Origin of the sequence: Sphingomonas spermidinifaciens (assembly GCF_002351485.1) — a bacterium.
Classification (GTDB): domain Bacteria; phylum Pseudomonadota; class Alphaproteobacteria; order Sphingomonadales; family Sphingomonadaceae; genus Sphingomonas; species Sphingomonas spermidinifaciens.
Genome location: NZ_NWMW01000003.1, coordinates 114877 through 139050 on the forward strand (window position 1 = coordinate 114877; position 24174 = coordinate 139050).

A 24174-nucleotide genomic window follows, 5' to 3' on the forward strand; every position below is an offset into this window, starting at 1 on the left:
TAACCGTTGACGGACCTGCAGCGGGCGCTAATGCGGCAGCTTCGTGACGGCATTCGGGCCGGTTACGAAACGGATTTGCTTGGGAGCAAACGAATGAAGAAGATCGTTCTTGTCGCTGCTGCCGCTGGCCTGATGTCTCTGGCCGCGTGCAATCAGGGCACGCCCGCCGAGAACGCCGGCGACGCGATGGCGGCGAACCTCGAGGCCGAGGCCGACAACATGGAGGCCATGGCCGACATGACCGGCAACGAAGCCGAAGCCGCTGCGCTCGAGAACGCTGCCGACAACCTCGAAGAGGCTGCCGACAACGCCGACGACATGGGCGAGATGAACCTCACCAACGCGATGTAATCGCGAGCGGCGCCCTGCGCGCCGCGGTGATGTTTTTCGAAAAGGAAAGGGCGTCCCGTTCGGGGCGCCCTTTTCTTGTTTGCAGCAGCAACGCCGTTCGCGCCGAACTCGTCGAAGCACTGCGGCTCCTCTTGTCGGCGAAAATGGCCAGCCCTTCGACAAGCTCGTCCGGGCAAACGGCTGGGGCGGGTCTCGGCTTCCCTGCCCGTTCCACCAGTAAAAAAAAACCGGGCCGGAGGCTTCCCCCGACCCGGTCCGTCAATCGATGCCGCCTGAGATCAGCCGACGATCTCTTCGGGCTTGAAGAAGAAGTCGATCTCGATCTTCGCATTCTCTTCCGAATCCGAACCGTGAACGGTGTTCGCCTCGATCGATTCGGCTAGCTCCTTGCGGATCGTGCCGGGCTCGGCATTGGCAGGGTTGGTCGCGCCCATGACGTCGCGGTTGCGGGTCACCGCGTCCTCGCCCTCGAGCACCTGGACCACGACAGGGCCGGAGATCATGAACTCAACGAGGTCATTGAAGAACGGCCGCTCGCGGTGGACGCCGTAGAAGCCCTCGGCCTGCTCGCGCGTCATCTGGATGCGCTTCGAGGCGACGACGCGAAGGCCTGCTTCCTCGAGCATCTTGGTGACCGCGCCGGTCAGGTTGCGACGCGTGGCGTCGGGCTTGATGATCGAAAAGGTGCGCGTGACGGCCATGACGGACGTGTTCCTTGTGTTCGGTGGGATGTATCGGCGCGCGCCTTAGTCGCCGCTTGCCGTGCGTGCAAGCGCGTCAGGCGGCCTGTTCCCAGCCGCGCTCGGTCTGCTTCCAGTAGCGCCGCTCGACGCCGTCGCGATCGGCCAGCCCCTTCCATGCGGCGCGTGCCGCAGCGACCTGATCCTCGCCGAAGAAGTGGAAGGCGCGATCGAAGGTCAGCGCCTCGTCGCGCCATGCCCCATCGACGATCGCAACCATCCGCGCGCCGTTGCCGGCGGCAACCTCGCCCGCGATCAGGACCGGCTGGACCGCATCGTCCCCCTCGCCAGCGATGCCATGCGGCAGGAAACTCGCGGGTGCATAGGTCCAGAGTGCGCGGTCGAGCGCTGCGCGCTGACCCTCGTCGCCGCTGACGATAAGCAGCCGCGCGCCGCCCGCCAGCACCTTCTCGGCGATCTGCGGCAGCGCGCGCTCAAGCGGGCGCAGCGTCAGGTGATAGAAGTCGACCTGCACGCCGTGCCCGCTCCTTGCCTCAGTTCTCGACCGTGTCGCGTACCAGTCGGTCGAGCACGCGCACGCCAAAGCCCGTCGCACCCTTGTCGTGCGTCGAACCCGGCTTGTCGGCCCAGACCATGCCGGCGATGTCGAGATGCGCCCAGGCGACGCCCTCATCGACGAAGCGCTGGATGAACTGCGCCGCGGTGATCGACCCGGCGCCGCGCGGGCCGACATTCTTCATGTCAGCGATCGGGCTGTCGATCAGCTTGTCATAGGCGGGCGACAGCGGGAAGCGCCAGAGCTTGTCCCCCGTCTCGCGCCCCGCCGCCAGCAGCGCATCGGCCAGCGCATCGTCATTGGAGAACAGCCCGCCATGCTCGTTGCCGAGGCTGATGATCATCGCGCCCGTCAGCGTCGCGAGATCGACGATCGTCTTCGGCCGATACTCACGCTGGACCCAGGTGATGACGTCGCACAGCACCAGTCGCCCTTCGGCATCGGTGTTGAGGATCTCGATCGTCTGACCCGACATCGACGTCACGACGTCACCGGGGCGCTGCGCGTTGCCGTCGGGCATGTTCTCGACCAGTCCGACGACGCCGACGACGTTCGCCTTCGCCTTGCGCAGAGCCAGTGCCTTCATCGCGCCCGCGACGGCGCCGGCACCGCCCATGTCCCACTTCATGTCTTCCATGCCCGGTCCGGGCTTCAGGCTGATGCCGCCGGTGTCGAAGGTCACGCCCTTCCCCACCAGCGCGATCGCCGGATCGCTCTCGGCACCGGTGCCGTTCCAGTGCATCGCCAGCACCCGCGCCTCTCGCGCCGAGCCCTGGCTGACACCGAGCAGCGCGCCCATGCCGAGCCCGCGCATCGCCGCCTCGTCGAGCACCGTCAGCTTGACGCCCAGTTCCTCAAGGTGCCGACACCGCTCGACGAAGGTTTCGGGATAGAGGATGTTCGGCGGCTCGGCGACAAGCGTTCGGGTCAGTTCGAGCCCCTCGGTCAGCGCGCGAGTCTCGGACCACACGCCCTCGCTGCCGTGGGGCGCGCCGCCGATGACGAGGCGCTGGAGCGTCGGCTTCGACGCCTCGGGCAACTTGGTGCGATAGATATCGAAGCGCCAGCCGCGCTGCGCCGCCGCGCCCGCAAAGCGCGCCACACCCGATGCGTCGGCAGCCGACAGATCAACGCCGATCGCCTCGATCCCCGCCGTCTCGTACCTCGCGGCAAGCGCGCCGCCCGCCTTTTCGAGGTCTACGTCCTTGCCCTCGCCGATGCCGATCAGGATGACGCGGCCCGCATCGCCGCCCCTCGGCACGAAAATCTCGGCGATCGACCCCGCCTCCCCCTCGAACCGTGCCGCCTTCGCCGCCGCCGTCACCAGCGTGCGCGCGGCATCCAGCCGGTCGAGCGCGGGAGTCGCGCCCTTGGGCACGGCAATGGCGATCGTGGCGAGGTCGGGGAGTTCGTTCTGGAACTCGATCTTCATGGGGCGGCGGCCTTTCGCTTCTTGTCGTTGCGCACGTGCAACCAAGCGTCGCACGAGTCATTCTGCCCATCTAGGGACCAACAGGCGTCCGCAAAACCCGCCTCGATTGCGTGGCGGCTTTTGCGGTGCGATAGGGTCGGCTTGTCCGGGGGCAGCGTTTCGCTCTCGGGCGACAAAGGGGACACGATCCATTCGCATGCGCCAGGCCCTGTTGCGTACCGCCGCGCTGCCCGTCTGTCTGTGGCTCGCCCTGCCCGCCCTCGCCGCGGCGCAGGACCTTCAGGATCGTCCCGACGCGGCGCTGCCGCCGCCGATCGAGACGGCCACCCCCCGTGCCGACGACCAGATCGACTTCAGCGCCGACCAGCTCGAATATGACTTCGACGCCGAAATCGTGAACGCGACCGGCGACGTGCGCCTGTTTCGCCAGGGCGAGCGGCTGCGCGCCGACAAGGTGACGTGGAACCGCAAGACCGGACAGGTCGTGGCCGAGGGCGACATCGCCGTCACCAACCCGCAAGGCGACGTCGCTTATGGCGACCGGATCGAGCTGACCGACACGCTGAGGGATGGCGTCGTCGACAACATGCTCGTCGTCCTCGAACAGGGCGGCCGAATCGCCGCCCAGCGCGGCGTGCGCGAGAATGGCGGCGTCCTGCGCGTGACGCGGGCGGCCTATACTCCTTGCGCGGTCGAGACGAGCGACGGCTGTCCCAAGGAGCCGAGCTGGAAGATCACCGCCCGCGAGGTCGTCTACAATCCGGACCGGAAGCGCATTCGCTACAAGGGCGCGCGCGTCACCCTGTTCGGGCTGTCGCTGCCGCTCCCCGCGTTCAGCCACACGCTGGGCGGCGAGAATGCGCCCGGCCTGCTCGCTCCGCAAATCCGCATCAGCCGCGTCAACGGGCTGGAGTTCGCGCTCCCCTATCACTTCAATCTCGCGCCCAACCGCGACCTGACGGTCACGCCGCACCTCTTCACCGGCGCGCTGCCGATGATCGAGGGCAATTACCGTCAATACAGCTCGCTCGGCGCGTTCGACGTGACCGCCTACGGCACCTATTCGCGGCGAAGCGACGACCTTATCACCGAAACAGGCACCGCACCCACCAGCGAGAATGCCTTTCGTGGCTACGTCGATGCCACCGGTCGTGCGCAGTTCGATCCCTATTGGAGCGCGTTCGGGTCGATCCGCGTGGCCACCGACAAGACCTTCCTGCGCCGCTACGACATCTCGCGCGACGACCGGCTGCGCAGCAATATCGGCGTCCAGCGGATCAGCGAGAACACCTATTTCGCGATTCAGGGCTGGGCGGTGCAGTCGCTGCGACTCGACGATGCCGGCCAGACGCAGCCCGTCGCGCTGCCCGAGATCGACTTTCGCCACCGTCTGACCGATCCGCTCCTCGGCGGAAGGATGACGATACAACTCAACAGCCTCGCCATCTCGCGCAACAACGGCGAGCAGGATACGCAGCGCGCCTTCGCCTCGGCGCTTTGGGAATTGCGGCGGATTACCGGCTGGGGACAGGAGATGACCTTCAGCGCCTTCGCCCGCGGCGACATCTACAACACGAATGACAATGCCGGCACCGCCGCGCTCTATCGCGGCGAGGAGGGCTTCCATACCCGTGCGATCGGCGCGGTCGCAGTCGACGTAAAATGGCCCTTCATCGGTCAGGCGTTCGGCGGCGACCAGCGCATCACCCCGCGCGTCCAGATCGTTGCCTCACCCAAGGTGAGCAACATCGACATTTCGAACGAGGATGCGCGCGCCGTCGATCTCGAGGACTCGAACCTCTTCTCGCTCAACCGCTTCCCCGGCTATGATCGTTATGAGGATTCGACGCGCATTACCTATGGCCTCGATTATGCGCTCGACCTGCCGGGCATCGCCATCAACGCCAATATTGGCCAGAGCTATCGCCTGGACCAGCGAACCTCGATCTTTCCCGAGGGCACGGGCCTGACCGATCGCTGGTCCGATTTCGTCGGCCGTACCGAGGTGCGTGTCGGCCAGTTCGTCGCCTTCACCCACCGTTACCGCCTCGACAAGGACGGGCTGGCAGTGCGCCGGAACGAGGTCGATGCGACCGTGGGCTCGCGCAAGACCTATGCGCTGGTCGGTTATCTCCGCCTCAATCGCAACAACGACCAGCTCGTCGAGGACCTGCGCGACCGTGAGGAGCTGCGCGTCGGCGGCCGCGTCGCATTCGCGCGTTTCTGGTCGGCGTTCGGCTCGGCGACCGTCGATCTCACCGATCGCGAGGAGGACCCGCTGTCGCTGTCTGACGGGTTCGAGCCGATCCGCCACCGGCTCGGCGTCCAGTATGAGGACGACTGCGTGCGCCTCGGCCTGACCTGGCGCCGCGACTATCAGGACAATGGCGATGCGCGCGCGGGCAACAGCTTCCTGCTGACGCTGGCGCTCACGAACCTGGGGCGCTAAAGCGGCGGTTCATGATGGCGGGCTTATTGGTCCGCGGTTCGGCGCGTGGGCGCGGCAAGAGGACGACGATTTGGCAACGACGTTGAAGATGGTGGCGGGTGTGCTTCTCGCCGGCGCAGCGGGCATCGCGGTTGCGCAGACCGTGGGCGACCAGGCGCAGACGCCCGCGGCGGGCCTCAACCTGCCCCAGAACCTCCAGATTTTCGGCAAGGCCGATCCCAACATCCGCAAGCCCACCGCGATCGTCAACGATGCCGTCATAACCGGCACCGACGTCGATCAGCGGATGAACATGATCACCGGCCTGCGCAACCTGACGATCCGCGACGAGGAACGCGATCAGCTGCGCCTCCAGGTGCTGCGTCAGCTGATCGACGAGACGCTGCAGATCCAGGAAGCCAAGCAGAACGAGATCACCGTCACGCCGCAGGAGATCGAGCAGAGCTTCAACCGCGTCGCGCGCAATTTCCAGCGCGATCCGGCAGGGCTGCGCACCTATCTCACTCAGATCGGTTCGTCGGAACGCTCGCTCAAGCGCCAGATTGAGGGCGAGCTCGCCTGGCAGCGGCTGCTACGTCGCCGAGTCGAGCCCTTCATCAGCGTTGGCGAGGAGGAAGTGAAGTCGATCCTCGAACGCCTCGAGCAGGCCAAGGGGACCGAGGAGTTTAATCTTCGCGAAATCTACCTCTCTGCCCCGCCCGAGCGCGAGGCCGAGGTGACTCAGGCAATGCGCGCAATGGTCGAGAAGATGCGCACCGGCACGCCCTTCGAGTATTTTGCCAGCAACATGTCGGAGGCCTCGACCCGCGCCGTCGGCGGCGATCTCGGCTGGGTGCGCCCGGCGATGCTGCCGGAGCCGCTGGCGCGCGCCGCGGCCGAGATGCAGGTCGGACAGATCGCCGGTCCCGTACCGGTGCCCGGCGGTTTCTCGCTGCTCTATCTCGTCGACAAGCGCACCGTGCTGGGTGCTGATCCGCGTGACGCCAAGCTCAGTCTGCGTCAGGTCTCGGTCAAGTTCCCGCAGGGCCTCGCCGATGCGCAGCTTCAGGCGCGCGCCGCCGAGTTCGCCAAGGCAACGCAGGCGATCCAGGGCTGCGGCAACGTCCAGAAGGTCGCGACCTCGATCGGCGCCGACGTCGTCGACAACGACTCGATCCGCGTGCGCGACCTGCCGCCCCAGCTTCAGGACATCGTGCTGAAGCTGCAGGTGGGACAGGCGACGCCGCCCTTCGGCTCGCCCCAGGACGGCGTGCGCGTGCTCGTCCTGTGCGGTCGCGACGATCCGCGCGTCGCCGCCCAGCCTTCGGCCGAGCAGATCCAGCAGGGCCTTGAGCAGGAGCGTGTCAACCTGCGCGCGCAACGGATGCTGCGCGACCTTCGCCGCGACGCGATCGTCGAGTATCGCTGACATGGCCGCGGGCGGCCCTCTCCACCGCCCGCCCCCTCGCCCGATCGCCGTATCGATGGGCGACCCGGCGGGCATCGGGCCGGAAATCATCGCCAAGGCATGGGCGGCGCGTGACGTTCACGCGCTCACGCCCTTCTTCGCCGTCGGCGACGCGCGCGCGGTTGAGCGCGTGTGGCACGGCCCTGTCGTCCGGATCGACACACCCGAACACGCGGCCTCGGCCTTTGGCGACGCACTGCCGGTGATGACGGTCGCCGACGCAGGCGAGATCGTGCCGGGCCGCCCCGATGTTGAGGGCGCGCGCTGCGCCTTGCAGAGCCTCGAGCTCGCGATGGGCCTGACGCAAGCGGGTGCCGCCTGCGCGCTCGTCACCGGGCCGGTGTCGAAGTCGCAGCTTTATTCGATCGGCTTCCACTATCCCGGCCAGACCGAGTTCGTGTCCGAACGGTGCGGCATCGCCCACGCCAACACCGTGATGATGCTCGCCGGTCCGACGCTGCGCGTGGTGCCGGTGACGACGCACGTGCCGCTGGCGGCGGTGCGCGGCCTTCTCACCGTCGATCTCATCGTGGCCAAGGCGCGCGTCACGGTGCGCGGCCTTACCCGCAATTTCGGCATCGAGCGCCCCCGCCTCGCCTTTGCGGGGCTCAACCCGCACGCGGGTGAGGGCGGCGCGCTCGGGACCGAGGAGATCGACGTGATCGAGCCTGCCATCGCCATCCTTCGGGAGGAGGGGATCGACGCGATCGGGCCGCTGGCCGCTGACACGATGTTCCACGCCCGCGCGCGCGCCACCTACGACGCGGCGCTCTGCGCCTATCACGACCAGGCGCTGATCCCGTTGAAGACGCTGCATTTCGACGAGGGGGTGAACATGACCCTCGGCCTGCCGATCGTGCGCACATCGCCCGACCACGGCACCGCGTTCGCCATTGCCGGCACCAACATGGCCGAGCCCGGCGCGATGATCGCCGCGATCCGTATGGCCGCCGAAGCCGCCGCGCGCCGTCGTCTCTGCGAACCCGCGTGACCGCCCTGCCCCTGCCGCCGCTGCGCGAGGTCATCCGCGCGCATGGCCTCACCGCGAGCAAGGCGCTCGGCCAGAATTTCCTGTTCGACGGGCAGCTGCTCGACCGGATCGCGCGCGTACCCGGCGACCTCAAGGGCGCCGAAGTGCTCGAGGTGGGCCCCGGTCCCGGCGGCCTCACCCGCGCGCTGCTCGGGGCCGGCGCGCGCGTGACCGCGATCGAGCGCGACCGGCGCTGCATCCCCGCGCTCGCCGAGCTGGCCGATGCCTATCCCGGCCAGCTCAAGGTGATTGAGGGCGACGCGCTCGCAATCGATCATGCCAGCCTGTTCGAGGGCGCGCCGCACGTCGTCGCCAACCTCCCCTACAATGTCGGGACCGAGTTGTTCGTCGGCTGGCTCAGCGCAGAATGGCGACCTTGGTGGCAGAGCCTCACGCTGATGTTCCAGCGCGAGGTCGCGGACCGCATCGTCGCCGCGCCCGGCACCGACGCCTATGGCCGCCTCGCCGTCCTCGCTCAATGGCGTTCGGTCCCGCGCATCGCCATGCCGGTCCATCGCTCGGCCTTCACCCCGCCGCCAAAGGTGATGTCCGCGGTCGTCCATGTCGTGCCCGTGGACGCGCCCGAAGGCGTCCGCCTGACGACGCTCGAGCGTCTGACTGCCGCCGCCTTTGGCCAGCGGCGCAAGATGATGCGCACCAGCCTGAAGGCCATGCCCGGCGCGATCGAGGCGGCAGAGGCGGAGGGTATCGACCTCACCCGCCGCGCCGAGACGGTGAGCGTCGCCGAGTTTTGCGCGGTTGCGCGCCGCATCGGCTAATCGTTCGATTTCACTTGGCGCATCAAAGTTATGTGATAGCATCACGTGACCGCAGCCGGCATCAAGCGGCGCGGTCATGAAGAGGATGCCCATCATGTCCTATGCCAATAGCGGCTCGGGACGGGAACGGATCGTGGCGATCGGCCTTGTCGGGCTGATCCAGGGCGGCATTATTGCCGCGCTCGTGTCCGGCCTCGCCGTCCAGTTCGTCGAGAAGATCGTGGACAAGCCCCTCGAAACCTATTCCGTGCCGCTCCGGCAACCGCCGCCGCCCGATGTGAAGAAACCCGAGACGCCGAAGACGATCGAGGCGCGAACGACGACGATGCCGGTGATCGACGCGCCCAAGCCGCTGGTTGATCTAGACAAGCCGGCCCCGCCGCTGATCTCGATCGACATCCCGCCGGCCAAGGTCGATCCAGCGCCGTTGCCCTCGCTGCCCTCGCCCACTCCCACGCCGATGAATCTCTCACGCGGCGCCAGCGCCCGCGGCAACATCGGCGCGTGGTTTCCGCAGAACGCCTATCCCGCGGCCGCGCTGCGGGCGGAGGCGGAGGGGCGCGCATCGGTCCTGCTCGACGTCACCGCCGAAGGGCGCGTGTCCGACTGCCGGATCGTGTCTGGCACCGGCAACGCCGCGCTCGATGCTGAGACTTGCCGGCTTGCAATCCGCAACGGCCGGTTCGAACCCGCCCGCGACGCCGCCGGGAATCCGATCGCTTCGCAGATGCGACTGCCGCCCGTGGTCTGGCGCATCGTCAACTGACGGCAAACCCCTTCCCCGCATACTCGCGGGGAAGGGAAGCCGACTTGGGCGATCGAGCTCTCCAGCGCGATATCCGCTCAGTCGCAGGCGCCCGGCCCAGCGAGGCATCCCGGCGAGAAATTGGAGCGGGTGAAGGGAACGAGCCGTAGCCGTACGTGGCTGGTCGCGAGGGCGTTACGATTGCAAAGGTCGGGCGATCGCCATTTCAATATTCAAGCGCTCGCTGTGCTCGTCCACAAACCAGTCGCGCACCTTGCGCACCTTCTTGGCGCGGCAGCGGACCTCCGCTTGAGACAGTGCGCAGCCAACGACGTATAGACGATAAATTCAGGCAGCGCGTCGCGCCGCCATGACCCGCCCCATCGCCCCCAAGAGTGGCGCCATTGCGACCGGCTTCTGTAGGAAATCGTCGGCGCCGCTTTCGACGCAGCGTGTTTTGAGATTAAGGGCCGTGTCGGCGGTGACGACGATGATCGGCACACTGCGCTTGGCATCCTGACGCGCCCGAACCAGCTGGATGGCGGTCTCCCCGTCCATGCCGGGCATGCGAAGATCCATCAGCACGACGTGGAAATCGTCCTCTTCGATCATCCGCAATCCGGTTTCGGCGTCGTGAGCTTCCGACATCACGGCGCCCACAACGCTCAACATATCACGCACGACACGACGGTTCAGCGGATCGTCTTCGACAAACAGGACCTTCACAAAGGCCTCCCATGATACGCAATTACAGAATGATTAAGCACGATCACGCCGCCAGCTTTCCGCCGGACCAACCCGCGTCCACGAACGCGGCGGGTTCGTCGCTCGCCAAGGTCAGAACGGCTCGAACGAACTGCCCGTCCTCTACGGGCTGCATGATGATCTGATCGGGTCGAAGCATCATCAATTCAGCAATGCTGGGTGCACCGAGCATACCCTGCTGAACGGCAAGCCGACCGCCTGCATGAGCAACCCTCGCGGCAATCTGCCGAATGGACTCGATGCCTTCGTTCTCGGCCAATGTCCTTGCGTTGATGATGACGATGCCCGGCGATGCCGTGTCGAATGCATCGAGTGCCTCGGCGATCGAACCAGCGACCGAGAGTTTCGCTCCGCGCCCCGACAGCAGGCTTTGCGCCACACGGCGGCTATCTGGGTCGGCATCGATCAAGAGCATCGAGCAACCGGCCAGTGGTGACGAGCCATCGGCCGCCTCGCTGGCCGCATCCGTCCGGACCGGCAGATCGACTGTGAACGTCGCTCCCTCGCCGAGCGCACTCTCCAGCACGATCGAGCCGCCAAATCGCTCGACGAGCTGGCGTACGATCGAAAGACCGAGCCCGGTTCCTGAAAACTGGCGGGTCATGCCGCCATCGACCTGACTGAATGCTTCGAACACTTGCGCCTGATCGTTCTCGTCGATGCCGATGCCCGTATCCCGGACGACAAGGCGCAGAGCCGGTTCCGGCCCCTCTTCGCGCAGCAAGGCCGAGACGCTGATCGAGCCGACCGGCGTGAACTTGACCGCATTCGACAGCAGATTGAACAGGATCTGCCGAACCCGACCCGCGTCGGTCAGAACGTACTCCGGCAAACCGGCCAGATCGCAGTCGACCGTCAGCCCCTTCTCCTCGGCCTGACTACGCCATAGCGTGACCGCGCGGCTGACAAGGTCGCGGATTGCCACGCGTTCCTCCACCAGCGTCAGGTCGCCATGCTCCAGCTTGGCCACATCGAGCAGGTCGTCGACCAGTGCGCGCATCGTCTCGCCCGCGCCGTGCACCACCTCGATCTGTTCGCGCACGTCGCCGGGCACCGATCGATTGGTGAGAAGGACCTGCGTCATGCCGAGAATGCCGTTCAGCGGCGTGCGGATCTCGTGGCTGGTCGTCGCAAGGAACTCGGTCTTGGCCTTCAGCGCCTTTTCCAGCGCAATGTTGGTGCCGGCGAGTTCGGTATTCGCCGCTCGAACCTGATTGCGGCTGCGCCTGACCGAGAAGAAGCCGTAGAGCGCCACGCCGAGCACTATCGCGCCCGCGAGCGCTAATCCCGCGAACAAGTTGGTGCGATATCGCGAACGCTGCCGTTCGATGGCGATATCGCGTTCGAGCTGCCCCTGCTTGAGCTGGGCGATGCGCAGGTTCTGGTTGGTGAAGTCGAACTGGGCCGCCATCAATTGCGCGCTGTTCGTCGCGATCAGGCGCTGCGCCTCCTTGTCCAGACGCTGATTGGCGCGAAGGTGCGCGAGCGCAGATGCCTCCTCGCCCCGGCGCTCGAAGATGCGCGCCGCGATCTGATGGGCTTCGCGATAAGCCATCGACGTCGACGTCAGATCCTGCCCGGCAAAGGCGAGCCTTATATGGCTTGCCGCGCGATCGAGGTCGTTTCTACGTTCGGCGAGTTGAGCGGCGGCTGCGTGAATGAACGGGCGCCACTCCGCCGCGTCCGGCTGGCGCGACGCGTGAAAGGCGGCGGCAATGGTTCGTGCGGCTGCGCCAAGGCGACCTGCTTCGATCTGCGCATCGGCGCGATTCGTCAGGATACGCGCCTCGAGCATTTCGCTCTTCAAGCGCTTCGCTGCGTCCAATGCTTTGGCGTATTCGGTATCCGCGTCCGCTGGCCGGCCCATGGTCCGCAGCACCTCGCCCCGCGCATTGTGGAGCGCCAGCAGCAGCGACGCATCGTCGCGCGGCATCAACTCCTCGGCCTGGGTGAAATAGCGAAGGACGCGGTCGTAATCGGCCGCGTCCCAGTAAATCTGACCAATGTCGAGCAGCGCGATCGATCGCGCTCGTCGATCATTTGCCGCAGTGTAGATGCGATAGGCGTTCTGGTGGTGGGCCAAGGCTCGTTGCACCCTGCCCTGCATTCCCGCGATCGCGCCGAGCGTTCGTTCGATATCACCGGCGATCTTCGCGGTCGGCGCCGCACCCTGGATCAACGCCTTTGCCCGAAGCGCAGGCGGTTCGGCTTCGGCGAGGCGGTTCAATCCCAGTAAGGCTTCTGCCTCGAGCCGGAGGGCGGTCGCTCGCGCGATCTGAGCCTCGCGACCGGGCGCCTGGGCTTCTGGCAAGGCTGCGGCCTCCCGAGCGAGGCGAAGCGCCGCGTCGGGATCCGCCATGAGCGCGGCCTCCACTTTTTCTACCTTGTCGGGGAAGGTATCGGCATGAGCCGTCCCTCCAGCAGCGAGCGCAAGGCAGCCGAGCAGTGGGATAAGGAGCGCGCGGATCATGACATTTTGCCTAGCGCCCAAAGGTTAAGGGGCAGCAAAGCACCGGCCCTGCCGCCCCGCCAATCAGAACCGCATACTGCCCTGCGCGCCGATCATGATCCGCGGCACAGCGGCATCTACGGCGCGAAGCTCCCCGCGCCCGAACATGCTCAGTTCGGCCAGACCGCCCATCAACGGGGTGCCGTAAAGCACCTCGGCCACCGCACGCCGCCGCTGGTTGCCCAGGTCGAAACGCTGGGTCACCGGTCCTTTGTCTCCCGTCTCGCGGTCGATGACCATGATGCTGGTAAACTCGATCGCACCGCGCTCGATTGTCAGCGGCTGCGCCAGCGTCATGCGCAGCCGGTCATTCCGGCCGAGCAGCCCCTGCTTGGCGGCGCCGATCTGATAGGCGCTCCCCAACGCCCCGCGTCCAGCCATGCGGAAGGCGGCGGCATCGTCGCGGTTCGCCGTGCGCGCGCCCGTCGCCGACCCAAACACGACCATGCCCTCGTCGAGGTTGAGATCGGCCTGCACGGTTATGCCGTCGGTGGTGGTGCCGTCGCCGAAGTCGGAGTTGGCGAGCGACAGCGTGCCAAGGAAGGCGCGATCCTCCTCGAGGCGAGTAAACGACCCAGACACGCCCAGCCAGTTGGCCGGCCGATAATCGACCCGCACGGTCATCGCGTCCGCCGCGTAGCGATTGCGGCTCATCAGCCCGCGATCGTCGATGTCAGCGATGCCCAGCGTCATCTCGCGCGTCGACATCCGACGCGAGGTGGCGCCAAACGAAACCTCGAAATCGCGGCTGACCGCCAGCGTCGAGGCGACATGCGCCCCGCCCGAGGCAAAGCCGAGCAGCGGATTGACGCCGCCGGTATAGGGATCGAAGTCGGACGAGGTCTGGAGCCCCATCCGCCCGCCCAGGCTCACCGCGCCGTCGCCGCTGCCGAAGGTGAAGCGCACCCGGCTTTGCGGTGCAGCCACCGTCACCGACGAACGAAGCTGCGGCGCGCCGATGCCGCCGCCACCATAATGCTCCGCAACCAGACGACCGGTCATGCTGAACGACCAGCCATTACCAAGGTTGGCATCGGGCGTCGCCATCGTATCCGTGAAGCCGAACCCGCGCTGCGGATTGACGCCGGTGAAACCGACCCCCGTCTGCAACCAGTTGACGAAATGATTGTAGACAAACTCCTGAAAATACTGGCCGTTGCGCATCGTGCCGAACAGTCGGCTCGATAGCGGGATCAAAAAGTCGCGTTCGGCGCTGTCGATCTTTTCGAACGCAGCGAAATACATGTCCTTGTCGGACCAGATCTGCTGAAAACCCTTGGTCTTCAGCGTGCTGACCGTAAGATCGGTCTTTGAGCTGCCGTTCCAGAGCTCGTATTTGAGCCGGTCAAAATCGAGCACGCCCTGCGCCCGTTCGATGTTGAGCAGCCCGCGGCCATAAACCGGGTCGGCGCCCGGCTCCCCCAGGTCGGTGGCCGAATCGAGCAGGATCTTGGCGACGTCGCGCGGGTATTTCTTCAGCCACGGCCAGCGGTCATGGATCAGCGCGATCGCGCCGGCGACCAGCGGGGCGGCGAAGCTGGTGCCCGACATCCGCGTGACGCCGCCCTCGCCGTCGGCGACCAGGATCATCTCCCCCGGCGCGACGAGGAAGCGGTTCATCAGCAGGCCGCTTTCCTTCAGGTAGTCGGACTTGAGGAAGGTATCGCCGGTCCTGCCCACGCCAGCGCGCATCGTGTTCTTGCACGTGCCGTCATCGGTCAGACAGACAAAGCCCGGCCGGTTCGAGAAGTCGGAGATCACATTGTCGGGCGACACCGACCCGACAACCAGGAACGTGTTGTCAAACGCGTCCTTGAAATTGACGTTCGCGGTTTGGGTCACACCACTGTTGCCCGCCGCAATAACGTAAAGGGAGGTGTCCTTGTAGTTGTTCACCTCGCTCGTCTTGAAGACGTTCCGCCATTCGGAATGAAAGGTGTGACCCGGCACGCCGAGCGACAGGTTGATGACATTGGCGCCTGCTTTGTTTACCGCGATGATGCCCTTGGTCACGTCGGTCCAGCTGGCCGTGTGGGTCGCATCGAACGGGTTGTAGGCGGCGACGCGCGCGTTGGGGGCGATGCCCATCACGCCCTTGCCGTCGTGGCTGGCCAGGATCAGGCTGCCGACGCCCGCGCCATGGCCGGTGAAGGCGGTATATCCGCCCGAGTAGATCACCTTCTGGGCGATGTCGGGGTCCTTGGCGACGAAGAAGTCGACCAGACCGATCACGGCGCGGGTGCCGCTGCCCTGCTGCTGAGTCAGCGCGGGCGACCATCCTATGCTCTTCATCCAGTGGTCGACCTGATCGGCGCCGGAGAATTGCATGAGGTTGTCATGCCATTCGAGGAAGAACATCTCGCGCTGGTCGCCCGAAAGCTTGGCTAGGCTCTGGGCATCGTTCAAATCGATCCCGTACTTGTTGAGCAGCGGATCGGTAATGACGGTCGAAAAGCTCTTGCCGGTTTCCTTCTGAACGGGGACCGCCCAGAAGGCCTCGGACTGGCTGATGAAGGCCCTGTAGTCCGAAAGCGCGGCGGCGTAATCGACGACGGCGCTCGTGTCGTGCGCCCGGATCATGCGCGCGGTCGCGGAAAGTTCGCCCATGTGCGCGCGGATCATGCCGCGCATGCCTTCGAGATCGCCCTCATGCGCACGGATCATCCCGGCAAGCGCGGTCAGCTCACCCTCGTGCGCACGGATCATCCCGCGATAGGGTTCAAGCTTGCCCCAGAACGGTTCGAGCTCGCCCGTTTCCGGATCGACGTCGATTCCGACCTGCGGCCCGTCAGACCAGAACGGGCTGATTTCGTCCATGTGCGCGCGGATCATGCCGCGCGTGGGGGTAATGGTGCCCGCCTGTGACGCGAGCGGGCGAGCACTCGTCGTCTTTGCCTCAAGCGGCTTCGGCGCGGGTACGTCCTGCGCGGCCGCCGGTGCAGTCAATGCGACTGCACTGACGGTAACGGCAAGCGCGGCTGCCCCCAGCCGGCCTTTTACTGACACCATCCTTGATCCCCTTTTCGGGCGCTGAAGCCCGTTTTAACAGGATCGCATTAGGGGAAGGACGATTGCGAGTTCTGCAACATGCTAGCTTAGCCGGCCGTTAAGCCTGTTTGGCGTCCGGGACCGGAAGATCGACGATCGCAGCCCCCTTGCCGACAAAATTGCGCGTGTCCGCCAGCCATGCAGACAGCGCCGCACACTCCATTGGACGCGCGATCAGAAAGCCCTGAACCTGATCGCAGCCCATCACGCGCAGCAGCGAGAGGCTGAGCGGATCGTCTACGCCTTCGGCCGTCACTTCCATATCGAGCGCGTGCGCGAGGTCGATTGTGGAGCGGACAAGTAGAGGATCGCGGTGACTCGTGGTCAGCGCCTTGATGAACATCCGATCGATCTTCAGTTCGTGCGCCGGCAGATCCTTCAGATAGGCGAGCGACGAGAATCCCGAACCATAATCGTCGATGGCAATCCTGATGCCCGCCTCGGCCAGAAGATTGACGTTGCGGATCGCCTCCTCCGGGTCGAAGAGCACGGCCGTTTCCGTGATCTCGACTCCGACACCGCGACCTTCAAGTCGAACTGCCAATCGGTCGATATACGTTCGGTGTGACAAGAGCCGGCCGGACAGATTGATGTCGATGGTCGGCGAAAAGCCATCGCTGGCGAGGAGCACCCGATCGGCCAGGATGCGCTCGACGAGCCAGTCGGTCAGCGCCTCGACCGCGCCGATACGCTCTGCAATCAGAAATACGCGGTCGACCGGCACATCGGCCAGTTCTGCCAGCGAAAAGCGGGTGAGCGCCTCGACCGCGTTAATCCGCTCCTGACGGCAATGCAGCTTCGGTTGGTAGATCGAGCGCAACTCGTCCTGCTCGATCGCCCTGTAAATTGCGCGCGCAAGTTCAAACTCGTCGGGCAATCCGGCCTGCACATCGACAGGTTGAAAACCAATGCGATCTGCTCGCCGGGCAGCCAGCGCGGCGCCGGCCGATGCCCGATCGATCGAGGCATCATCGATCGACCGTGACGGTAACGGTGTAAAACCGGCAACGGCCCGAAAGTTGAGCCGAAGCCCGGCGTGATGAAGCGGTTGCTCGAATTGGCTTAACGCGCGCGTCAAAACGGTCTTGGCCGCCACATCGTCTTCGGCCTCGAAGCTCAATTCGATCGCATTTCGACCGACGCGCCCAAGCGAAGCATTGGGCGCAGCCGAGGCAATTCGACCCGCCCAAGCCGCCATCAGGTCTTCGGCAACGCGATAGCCGAGACTGGCACGCGCTTCGTCGAATTGCTGGACAACCACCACCGCACAATAGGCCGGGCGGCTAGACCCCGCCCGATGCTGGCCTGGTTCCTCGCGGGCAGTCATGGGGAAACAAGGCGATGGCATCGATTGCGGTCTTTCCAGGCAGCCTATTCCAAGGATCGGAATAAGATAGCCGCCTTCCGAATAGGTTAAGGCGCATGCTGCCATGACCAGACCCAACGAGTTGGACCCGTCCGCCATGTCGGTCAATCGTGACCGCGTTCGAACAATCGGTTTGCTGCACGACAACAGCGAGTGTGGCGTGACCGGCCGTACTGCTGCCGATAGGCGTCCCGGCCGCGGCCGATCGACAGCGCGGCTCGCGGATCACCCGGTTGGCCAGATCAAGCAATGCCGCGTTCGAGGAGCGGACGAAGGGAACGCGCGATTATCGTAGGTGGGATAAGGCCGACGTTCAGATCGAGCAGCCAAAATGCCCGCCGTGCTCGTACGGCAGGTCGCGACAAGGCTTCGAATGCGACGCCGTGCTCCTATCGGCAGGCCAAAGACATACGGACCATTTCAACTAGGTTGTTGGCGCCGAGCTTTTCCATGATGTGCGCGCGGTGTGCCTCCACCGTCCGAGAGGAGATATCGAGCTTACGAGCGACCTGCTTGTTTGACAGGCCTTCGGTCAGCGCGTCAAAGACCTCTCGTTCCCGACCTGTCAGCGCCTCGATGCGCGACTTCGCGGTGTGAACGGCTTCGTCGACCGCAAATTTGTCGAATGCACGATCTAGTGCTTCGAAAAGCTGATGCGTTGCGAAAGGCTTCTCAATGAAGTCGATCGCGCCCCTCCGCATGGCGGCCACCGCCGAGACGACGTCGCCATGCCCCGTCAGGATCACGACTGGCCAGCTATCGCCGTCGGCCGCCAGCGCACTTTGGATCTCGAGTCCGTTCTGATCGGGCATTCGAACGTCCAGCAGTATGCAGCCGCGAGGCAGCGAAACTTTCTCGCGGAGGAAATCAATGCCGCACGGATAGGGCACGACTTCGTAGCCATAGGTCTCGAGTAGAAGCCCTACGGACCGACGCACGCTTTCTTCGTCGTCAATAAGATAGATGATCTTCATTGGCATCACGCGTTCACGTCACGCAATGGAAGGGTAAAGTGAAAGGTCGCGCCGGTTGATTTGGCCGGGTCTAGCCATATTTGACCGCCATGTGCCTCGACGATGGTTCGGCTTATCGACAGACCGATACCGAAACCGTCCGCTTTTGTCGTTGTAAACGCTTTGAACAGGTCCGCGCGACAGTCATCCGAGACACCGCATCCGGTGTCAGATACGGAAATGCGAACTTTGTCACGACACTGTTTACTTCTGATCGTAAGCTTGGGGTCTGGCGACGAACGCATCGCTTGCACTGCGTTGCGTATAAGATTCACCAGCACTTGCTGAATCTGCACACGATCCGCAAGGACGTGGGTCACATCCGGATCAAGCTGTTGGCGGTAGCGCATGCCCGGGGGATGCGGTCCCAACAGTGCAAGACGGGCAGCATCCTCGATCAAGGATCCCAGTTCTTCGCGTTGTCGCTCGGCCTTGCCACGCGTGACGAACGATCGCAGCCCGCGAACGATCTGACCCGCGCGCAGCGCCTCGTTGGTTGCGTCGGCGAGCGCATCGGATAAGCGGCCTGCCTCTGAAGGCATCGTGTCGATCATGTGCCGGGCAGCATCAATATAGGCTGAGATCGCAGTCAGAGGCTGATTGATTTCGTGCGCCAGTATCGAAGCCATCGTCCCCATGGCGCTGAGGCGGGAGACGTGTATCAGCTCGCTTTGCAGTTCGCGGATACGCAGTTCCTGTCGCCTTCTTTCGGAAAGGTCCCGCACAAACCAGGTAAAGATGCGGCCGTACGCGCCTTTCGCCTCGCCAATTGAAAGTTCTATCGGAAACGTGCTTCCATCCTTCCGCCGGGCTAGAACGATGCGATCATGGCCGATGACGCGGCGCGTTCCGGTGGAGAGATATTGCGCGATATAGGCATCGTGCGATGCCCGGCATTCTTCTGACATCAAAAGCTGGACGTTCTGACCAATCACCTCGTTACGGGTATAGCCGAACAGGCGTTCGGCGGCGGCGCTGAACGACTGGATCAACCCATGGTCGTCGATGACAACCATCGCGTCCGGGACCGTCGCGAGTACCGACCGCATATGCGCGGCATTCGCCTCAAGCGCACACTCTGCTGCTTTCCGCTCGGTGATATCGGAGATGCTGTAACCGAAGCTGAGCCTGCGATCACCATTGGGGCGGGCAAGCGAGACGGTGACATCGGCCGCGAACCGAGAGCCATCGAAGCGCATCCCTTCGCTTTCGAAGCGCATCGTCGCGCCGCGCAATACGCTCGCGCGATCGTCTCCGAATCCATTGACCCCGCGGTCGACAAGCGCCGAGATGTTGGCGCCTAGGATCGCCTGCCTCTGCCCGGCAAACAGGCGCTCCGCACCGGTGTTCGAATAGAAGATCGTGCCATCGTAAGTGACGAGCAGTATCGCCCGATCGGTCACGTTAGCAGCGAAAGCGGCGAGCGCTTGTTCCGCGTCGCTTCTAGGCTGCCGCGGCTGCGGACGGCGACGATCGACGCGGATGCTTTGTGTTCCGGACCTCATTCGAGCGTCAGCTTTGTCGAACGCAGGAAGCGGACTTTCGGAGCGACTGCATCGCGACAAGCCGCCACCGACAGCGAACACGATCATGCCTAAGTGCCGTGTTGCCCACGATCATTCCTCCCCTTTTACTTATTCTTTATCATTCCAGTTTGGACCAATCCATTGGTAAAAATCCTTACTTATGTCTCGCTTTGCTTCAGTGTTCACTCTTTCGAGTGATGCGATAGGGCGGCGCGGCCTCGCTCTCGACGAAAAGCGTGGCGGTCCATCCGCTCTTCGCGGGCACGCGGACGCGGGACACGGTCTGCCGTTCGTTGTCGAGCGTTACCGACCCGGCGTGCCGCGTATAGGATTGGCCTTCGACCGTAAGGGTATAGCGAACGCGCTGCCGTGCCGGGGCGCTGCCCGCGACGACAAGCGTGGCCGTCTCGCCCGATGAGACGACATCCAGTTCGAGCGGCCTTCCCTGTAAACCCGTCATCTCCTGTCCCATCAAAAGGAGCGCAGCGACCATGACGATCACGACCGGCGGCGAAACGCTCATTTGTTCGGTTCGTCGACCAGAGGCTCCGGCGCCCGTTCGAACGGCATTGACGGCGTTTCGAACAACCGCTCGGCGCCCGGGTAGGTCGCCAGAAATCTGGCAAGAGCTTCCGGCCCGATTTCCTTTGCCAGCAGTTCCGCGGTCGGCTGCTGGCCCCGCTGTCGCAATTGGTTCCACGTCCGGAGCACTTCGGCGTGCAACACGCGATCAGGCGTCGGCGCCGACGTGCTCAACACCGATTCGGGCGCTTCGGCACCCTCGCGCGCCTCAAGATTGCCCGGCAGCTGGTTGATCCCAGCCGAACGATTGGTCGGCGAAATCGCCGGTAGCGGCGCAACCGTCCGCGCCGCCTGGGGGGAGATCTGGTCGCTGCGGACGCGCGCTTGCCCCGGCAGGGCAGCGGGCGCACTGGCTGTGTCCCGCTGGTTCGCACGAGCACACGCGCTGGCACCTATGGCCGCGGACAGGAGCAGCATCGGGAACATCGCCGCACCCATCAGTTCGACTGCGTAATCGCAACCGCGGCGCCGCCCGCCTGACTGACGGCGATCGCGAGCGAACTGCCGAGTTGTGCAAGGCTCGCTTCGTTCGCATCACCTGATTGGGTCAGGCTCGCCCGATTGTTGTCGCCCAATTGTAGCAGCGAGGCGGTGCTGCCGCTTCCGTCCTGATGGAGTGCTGCAATATTGGCTGCGCCCTGTTGAGCAACGGATGCCGCGTGACCCGGCCCGGACGCTGACTGGAACACGTCCGCCCGATTGCCTTCGCCGTTGATCGTCACCAATGCGATATTGGCATCGGATGCGAACCCGTGCTGGACAACGTCCACGGCGTTGTCGCGGCCTTCGATCGTTGCGGCGATCCGACCTTCGCCTGCCTGCCGTGCCGACAGATGCTGATCGGTACCGCGCATCTCGGCTTCGATCGAGCCGGCGCTTTCGATCTGATCGATCCGGGCATCGTTGCGAACCCCGTCCTGTCGCAGCGAAAGCGATTGAGCGTTCGCGCTGCCGCCGGCAAGGGCCGTGGCGGCGATCCTCAATAGCAATGGGTAGCGCATGATCTGGCTCCCTTCGAAGAAGTACCGGCCCGAGGCGCGTGAGGGGCTGGGAATTCCCCGGGCCGGCACCTTTGTTACTGCGTAACGGACGCCGTGTTGAACGAACCACTCTGCAGCACGGTCGAGATATCCCCGTTCGAAGTCTGCGCGACGTAGGCAGCGTTGTTGTTGCCGCTCTGATTGACGCTCGACAGGTTGTCCGAGCCGTACTGCAGCACGAGCGCATACTGGCCGCTGCCCGACTGGGTCACGTCGGAGTCGTTGTTGTCGCCATACTGGCCCACACCGGCATAGCTGCCCGAACCGGTCTGCAAGATCGTCGATTCGTTGAAGTCGCCGCCCTGCTCGTTGACCGCAACGTGGTTGTCGCCGTCCTGATCGATCGACGACATGTTGTCGTCACCATACTGATAGATCGCAGCCGAGAAATTCTCGGTCGGCGGGCTGTCCTCACGCTGGACGATGCTGGCGGTGTTGCGGCTGCCGGTCTGGTAGGCGAAGGCATCGCTGTCCTCGGCGCGCTGTTCGATCGTTGCGCTGTTGTCGTCGCCCGACAGCTGCCAGACATAGGCCACCGAACGGTTGCCATAGTTCATGACCAGCGCGTTGCTGTTGGTGCCGTTCTGCAACACTTCGGCATAGCCCTGGTTGGCGCGCTGGAACACGTTGGACGTGTTGCCGTCGCCCGCCTGGCTGACATAGGCCGCTGAATCGATCGGCCGAATGCCACCGGGCGAGGTCTGGTCGATCAGCGAGGTGTTGCCGTTGCCCGACTGGTTGACGGTCGCAAGGACATTCTCGCCATCCTGCACGACGTCGGACGTGTTGAAGTCGCCCGACTGGGTGACGTTGGCGACATCGGCCGTTCCGGTCTGGAGAACGGTGGAGCCGTTGTCGTTGCCGGTCTGGAGCACCGAGGCGCTGTCCGCATCGCCGAGCTGATCGACGCTGCTGCTGTTGCCCTGTGCCAGCTGCGACACGGTGGCGCTGTGCCCACCGGTGCCGGCCTGATTGACGGTGCTGGTGTTGCCCCAGCTCGCGTCGCTGAGCGCCAGCGTTGCATCGCCCTGCGTCACACTTGCGACGTTGCCGTCGCTCGACTGATCGATCGTCGAGCTGTTCTCATCGTCCAGCTGGACCACGTCGGCCGTGTTCATGTTGCCCGACTGATTGACGTCGGAGACGTTGGGATTGATGTTGATCGACGTCGTCTGCGTGACGTTGGCGATATTGCCGTCGCCCGTTTGATCGATCGTCGAATCGCTCGCCGGCGGGATCGATCCGCCCGAGAAGTTCGTGCCGTCGTCAGACTGATTGACGTTCGCGCTGTTGCCGGCGCCGGACTGATTGACCAGCGATGCCGAACCGGTGTCGGACGGCACCTGATTGACCACCGCGGAGTTGCCGGTGTTGCTCTGGTTGACGGTGCTCGTCGACTGCGCGAACGCGGCCGACGAGACGGTGAGGGCGAGCGCCGATACGGCGCCCAGCATTACGGTTTTCATGACTTCGTCTCCCACTGTGGGGATACCGGTTGCCGGCATCCGCTCCATTGCCGGTTAAGGACGGCCGCGGTTCCGGCATGGCGCGGCCGACGGGGCATCGCGGGAGATCGCCGGCGAGCCTGCATGACACTTGCCTGACGGCAGAATTTCACGCATATTGCTCGCGTGAGCTTGTTCTCACGCCAGCTCGGTTCCCGTAACCGAACTGATCCGGGCTCGCCGGCGTCCTGACGCCAATCTGAGCGTCGACGGGCCCGCTGATCTTTTCCGGCGATATGCCGGTCTTACATCTCTCCTCTTCGCAGCCGGTTGGTCTCCGTATCCGGTACGGCTGGCTTGATTGCCTGCCGCTGTGGCTGGGGTTGGGGCGGAACGATCCTCGCGGCCGGTGAAGCCGAGGCGGCAAGTCGCGCGCCGGTTGCTCGCGGCATCGCCGCCAAACGAGCGCTGGCGCAGGAGCCATCGACCGACGACCCCTTGGCGTCGCGCGGTAACGTCACCTTGTCGGCGTCGATATTATCGCGGTCGGCATAGTATCGGCGGAGCGTATCGCTGGCAAATGCCGGCGTCGTGTTGAGGCACCACAGGTTGGTTGCGGCACCTTCCATCACCAAGCCGTACACGGCCGTTTCGATCGCCGATTGCAGCGCGAGCGCGTCTGGCTCGTTATAGGCGACGCCTGCTTCGAGCTCGAGCAAGTCCTTGAACGCGACATAGCGAAACGCGTTGGCGTTGATGCCGAGCGACGCGATCGACTTGCGGACACTGATGGTCGCCAGCACTTCGCCGGTCCGAACACTGACCGCCCGCAGATAGATGGTGACGGTATCCTCTCGATACTGCGTACTGCCGCCGATCCCGAGGAACCGCGCGCCCGCACCACCCGATTTGGTGTTGCTGTCATAACCGATAATTCCGCCCTCCAGCAGCACGCCCGCGAACAGAAGCGGGGGCAGTGCCTGGGGATTGACCTTTTTTTCGCCGAGATAGGCGGCACGCATTTCGCGGATCACGGCACGCTCGCGCAGCAGGTTGTCGAGCTTCTCGCGCTCGATGACCGTAAACCAGCTGTTGTTGCCGGCCTCCTGTAGCGCCTTGATCAGGATCGATGTCGAGCCTTGAGTGACCGCCCTCGACAGGGTCTGAACGTTGTCGCTCGTCTTGAACTGGCCCGTCTGATCGACGAAATTGTAAACCGCGATCGCAACCCGCTCGCCAGCCGGAGGTAACTGGGCGAGGCGTTTGGACGCCGGTGTCGGCCGCGTCGCCTGCGCCGGGTCCCACACGGCCTGGTTGTGAACCGCGCATCCGCTCAACATCGCCAGCGACCCCACAAGCGAAACGGCTCGGACGCGGCGCGTAGAAAAGA

20 protein-coding genes are annotated in these 24174 nt (G+C 64.7%); 6 read left to right on the forward strand and 14 right to left on the reverse strand.

The features are described 5' to 3' along the window. Positions 1–6 precede the first annotated feature (6 nt). A complete protein-coding gene (locus COC42_RS15880; protein ID WP_245844302.1) occupies positions 7–351 on the forward strand; it encodes a hypothetical protein in 345 nt (114 codons plus the stop codon). Between the two features lie 278 nt (positions 352–629). Here the strand turns inward: COC42_RS15880 and ndk are convergent, their stop codons facing one another. The 3 genes from ndk to COC42_RS15895 form a co-directional block, all read right to left on the reverse strand. Next, the gene (gene ndk / locus COC42_RS15885; RefSeq protein WP_096344354.1) at positions 630–1052 is read right to left on the reverse strand and encodes a nucleoside-diphosphate kinase; all 423 of its coding nucleotides are present in this window, start codon (positions 1050–1052) and stop codon (positions 630–632) included. A 76-nt stretch (positions 1053–1128) separates the two neighbouring features. Beyond that, complete coding sequence (locus COC42_RS15890) at positions 1129–1566, reverse strand: DNA polymerase III subunit chi (RefSeq protein WP_096344355.1); 438 nt, start codon at positions 1564–1566, stop codon at positions 1129–1131. Positions 1567–1585: 19 nt separating this feature from the next. Then, positions 1586–3040 (reverse strand): leucyl aminopeptidase, encoded by a 1455-nt coding sequence (locus COC42_RS15895; RefSeq protein ID WP_096344356.1) that lies wholly within the window; start codon positions 3038–3040, stop codon positions 1586–1588. Between the two features lie 196 nt (positions 3041–3236). Between COC42_RS15895 and COC42_RS15900 the strand changes: the two genes are divergently transcribed. The 5 genes from COC42_RS15900 (at position 3237) to COC42_RS15920 (ending at position 9511) form a co-directional block, all read left to right on the forward strand. Further along, entirely contained in the window at positions 3237–5489 is a 2253-nt protein-coding gene (locus COC42_RS15900) for an LPS-assembly protein LptD (RefSeq protein WP_096344357.1), read from the forward strand. Positions 5490–5559: 70 nt separating this feature from the next. After that, entirely contained in the window at positions 5560–6897 is a 1338-nt protein-coding gene (locus COC42_RS15905; RefSeq protein ID WP_245844304.1) for a peptidylprolyl isomerase, read from the forward strand. Position 6898: 1 nt separating this feature from the next. Further along, positions 6899–7927: a 4-hydroxythreonine-4-phosphate dehydrogenase PdxA gene (pdxA, locus tag COC42_RS15910; protein ID WP_096344359.1), complete on the forward strand. Its 1029-nt coding sequence runs from the start codon at positions 6899–6901 to the stop codon at positions 7925–7927. Continuing rightward, positions 7924–8745: a 16S rRNA (adenine(1518)-N(6)/adenine(1519)-N(6))-dimethyltransferase RsmA gene (gene rsmA / locus COC42_RS15915; protein ID WP_245844312.1), complete on the forward strand. Its 822-nt coding sequence runs from the start codon at positions 7924–7926 to the stop codon at positions 8743–8745. The genes pdxA and rsmA overlap by 4 nt, the downstream gene beginning before the upstream one ends. Positions 8746–8821: 76 nt before the next feature. Then, positions 8822–9511 carry an energy transducer TonB gene (locus COC42_RS15920; protein WP_096344360.1) on the forward strand — a complete coding sequence of 230 codons (690 nt, stop codon included), beginning with the start codon at positions 8822–8824 and terminating at the stop codon, positions 9509–9511. Between the two features lie 327 nt (positions 9512–9838). Here COC42_RS15920 and COC42_RS15925 read toward each other — a convergent pair whose 3' ends face one another. The 11 genes from COC42_RS15925 to COC42_RS15975 all read right to left on the reverse strand — a co-directional run bounded on the left by COC42_RS15925 (position 9839) and on the right by COC42_RS15975 (position 24139). Next, the gene (locus tag COC42_RS15925; RefSeq protein ID WP_096344361.1) at positions 9839–10216 is read right to left on the reverse strand and encodes a response regulator; all 378 of its coding nucleotides are present in this window, start codon (positions 10214–10216) and stop codon (positions 9839–9841) included. A 43-nt stretch (positions 10217–10259) separates the two neighbouring features. Then, positions 10260–12725, reverse strand: coding sequence for an ATP-binding protein (locus tag COC42_RS15930; RefSeq protein ID WP_096344362.1), 2466 nt, complete (start codon positions 12723–12725; stop codon positions 10260–10262). Positions 12726–12788: 63 nt separating this feature from the next. Beyond that, positions 12789–15773 carry a S8 family serine peptidase gene (locus tag COC42_RS15935; protein WP_096344363.1) on the reverse strand — a complete coding sequence of 995 codons (2985 nt, stop codon included), beginning with the start codon at positions 15771–15773 and terminating at the stop codon, positions 12789–12791. Positions 15774–15870: 97 nt separating this feature from the next. Next, complete coding sequence (locus tag COC42_RS15940) at positions 15871–17277, reverse strand: EAL domain-containing protein (RefSeq protein WP_096344364.1); 1407 nt, start codon at positions 17275–17277, stop codon at positions 15871–15873. A gap of 290 nt (positions 17278–17567) precedes the next feature. Beyond that, positions 17568–18152 (reverse strand): response regulator transcription factor, encoded by a 585-nt coding sequence (locus COC42_RS15945; RefSeq protein WP_245844314.1) that lies wholly within the window; start codon positions 18150–18152, stop codon positions 17568–17570. A gap of 5 nt (positions 18153–18157) precedes the next feature. Then, positions 18158–19783 carry a PAS domain S-box protein gene (locus tag COC42_RS15950; protein WP_245844317.1) on the reverse strand — a complete coding sequence of 542 codons (1626 nt, stop codon included), beginning with the start codon at positions 19781–19783 and terminating at the stop codon, positions 18158–18160. A 109-nt stretch (positions 19784–19892) separates the two neighbouring features. Next, positions 19893–20240, reverse strand: coding sequence for a curli-like amyloid fiber formation chaperone CsgH (gene csgH, locus COC42_RS15955; protein WP_096344367.1), 348 nt, complete (start codon positions 20238–20240; stop codon positions 19893–19895). After that, positions 20237–20725 carry a hypothetical protein gene (locus COC42_RS15960; protein WP_141395871.1) on the reverse strand — a complete coding sequence of 163 codons (489 nt, stop codon included), beginning with the start codon at positions 20723–20725 and terminating at the stop codon, positions 20237–20239. The genes csgH and COC42_RS15960 overlap by 4 nt, the downstream gene beginning before the upstream one ends. A gap of 11 nt (positions 20726–20736) precedes the next feature. After that, positions 20737–21300: a hypothetical protein gene (locus tag COC42_RS15965; protein WP_096344369.1), complete on the reverse strand. Its 564-nt coding sequence runs from the start codon at positions 21298–21300 to the stop codon at positions 20737–20739. Positions 21301–21374: 74 nt separating this feature from the next. Continuing rightward, positions 21375–22805 carry a hypothetical protein gene (locus COC42_RS15970; RefSeq protein ID WP_176484722.1) on the reverse strand — a complete coding sequence of 477 codons (1431 nt, stop codon included), beginning with the start codon at positions 22803–22805 and terminating at the stop codon, positions 21375–21377. A gap of 284 nt (positions 22806–23089) precedes the next feature. Beyond that, positions 23090–24139: a CsgG/HfaB family protein gene (locus COC42_RS15975; protein WP_245844319.1), complete on the reverse strand. Its 1050-nt coding sequence runs from the start codon at positions 24137–24139 to the stop codon at positions 23090–23092. Positions 24140–24174 lie beyond the last annotated feature (35 nt).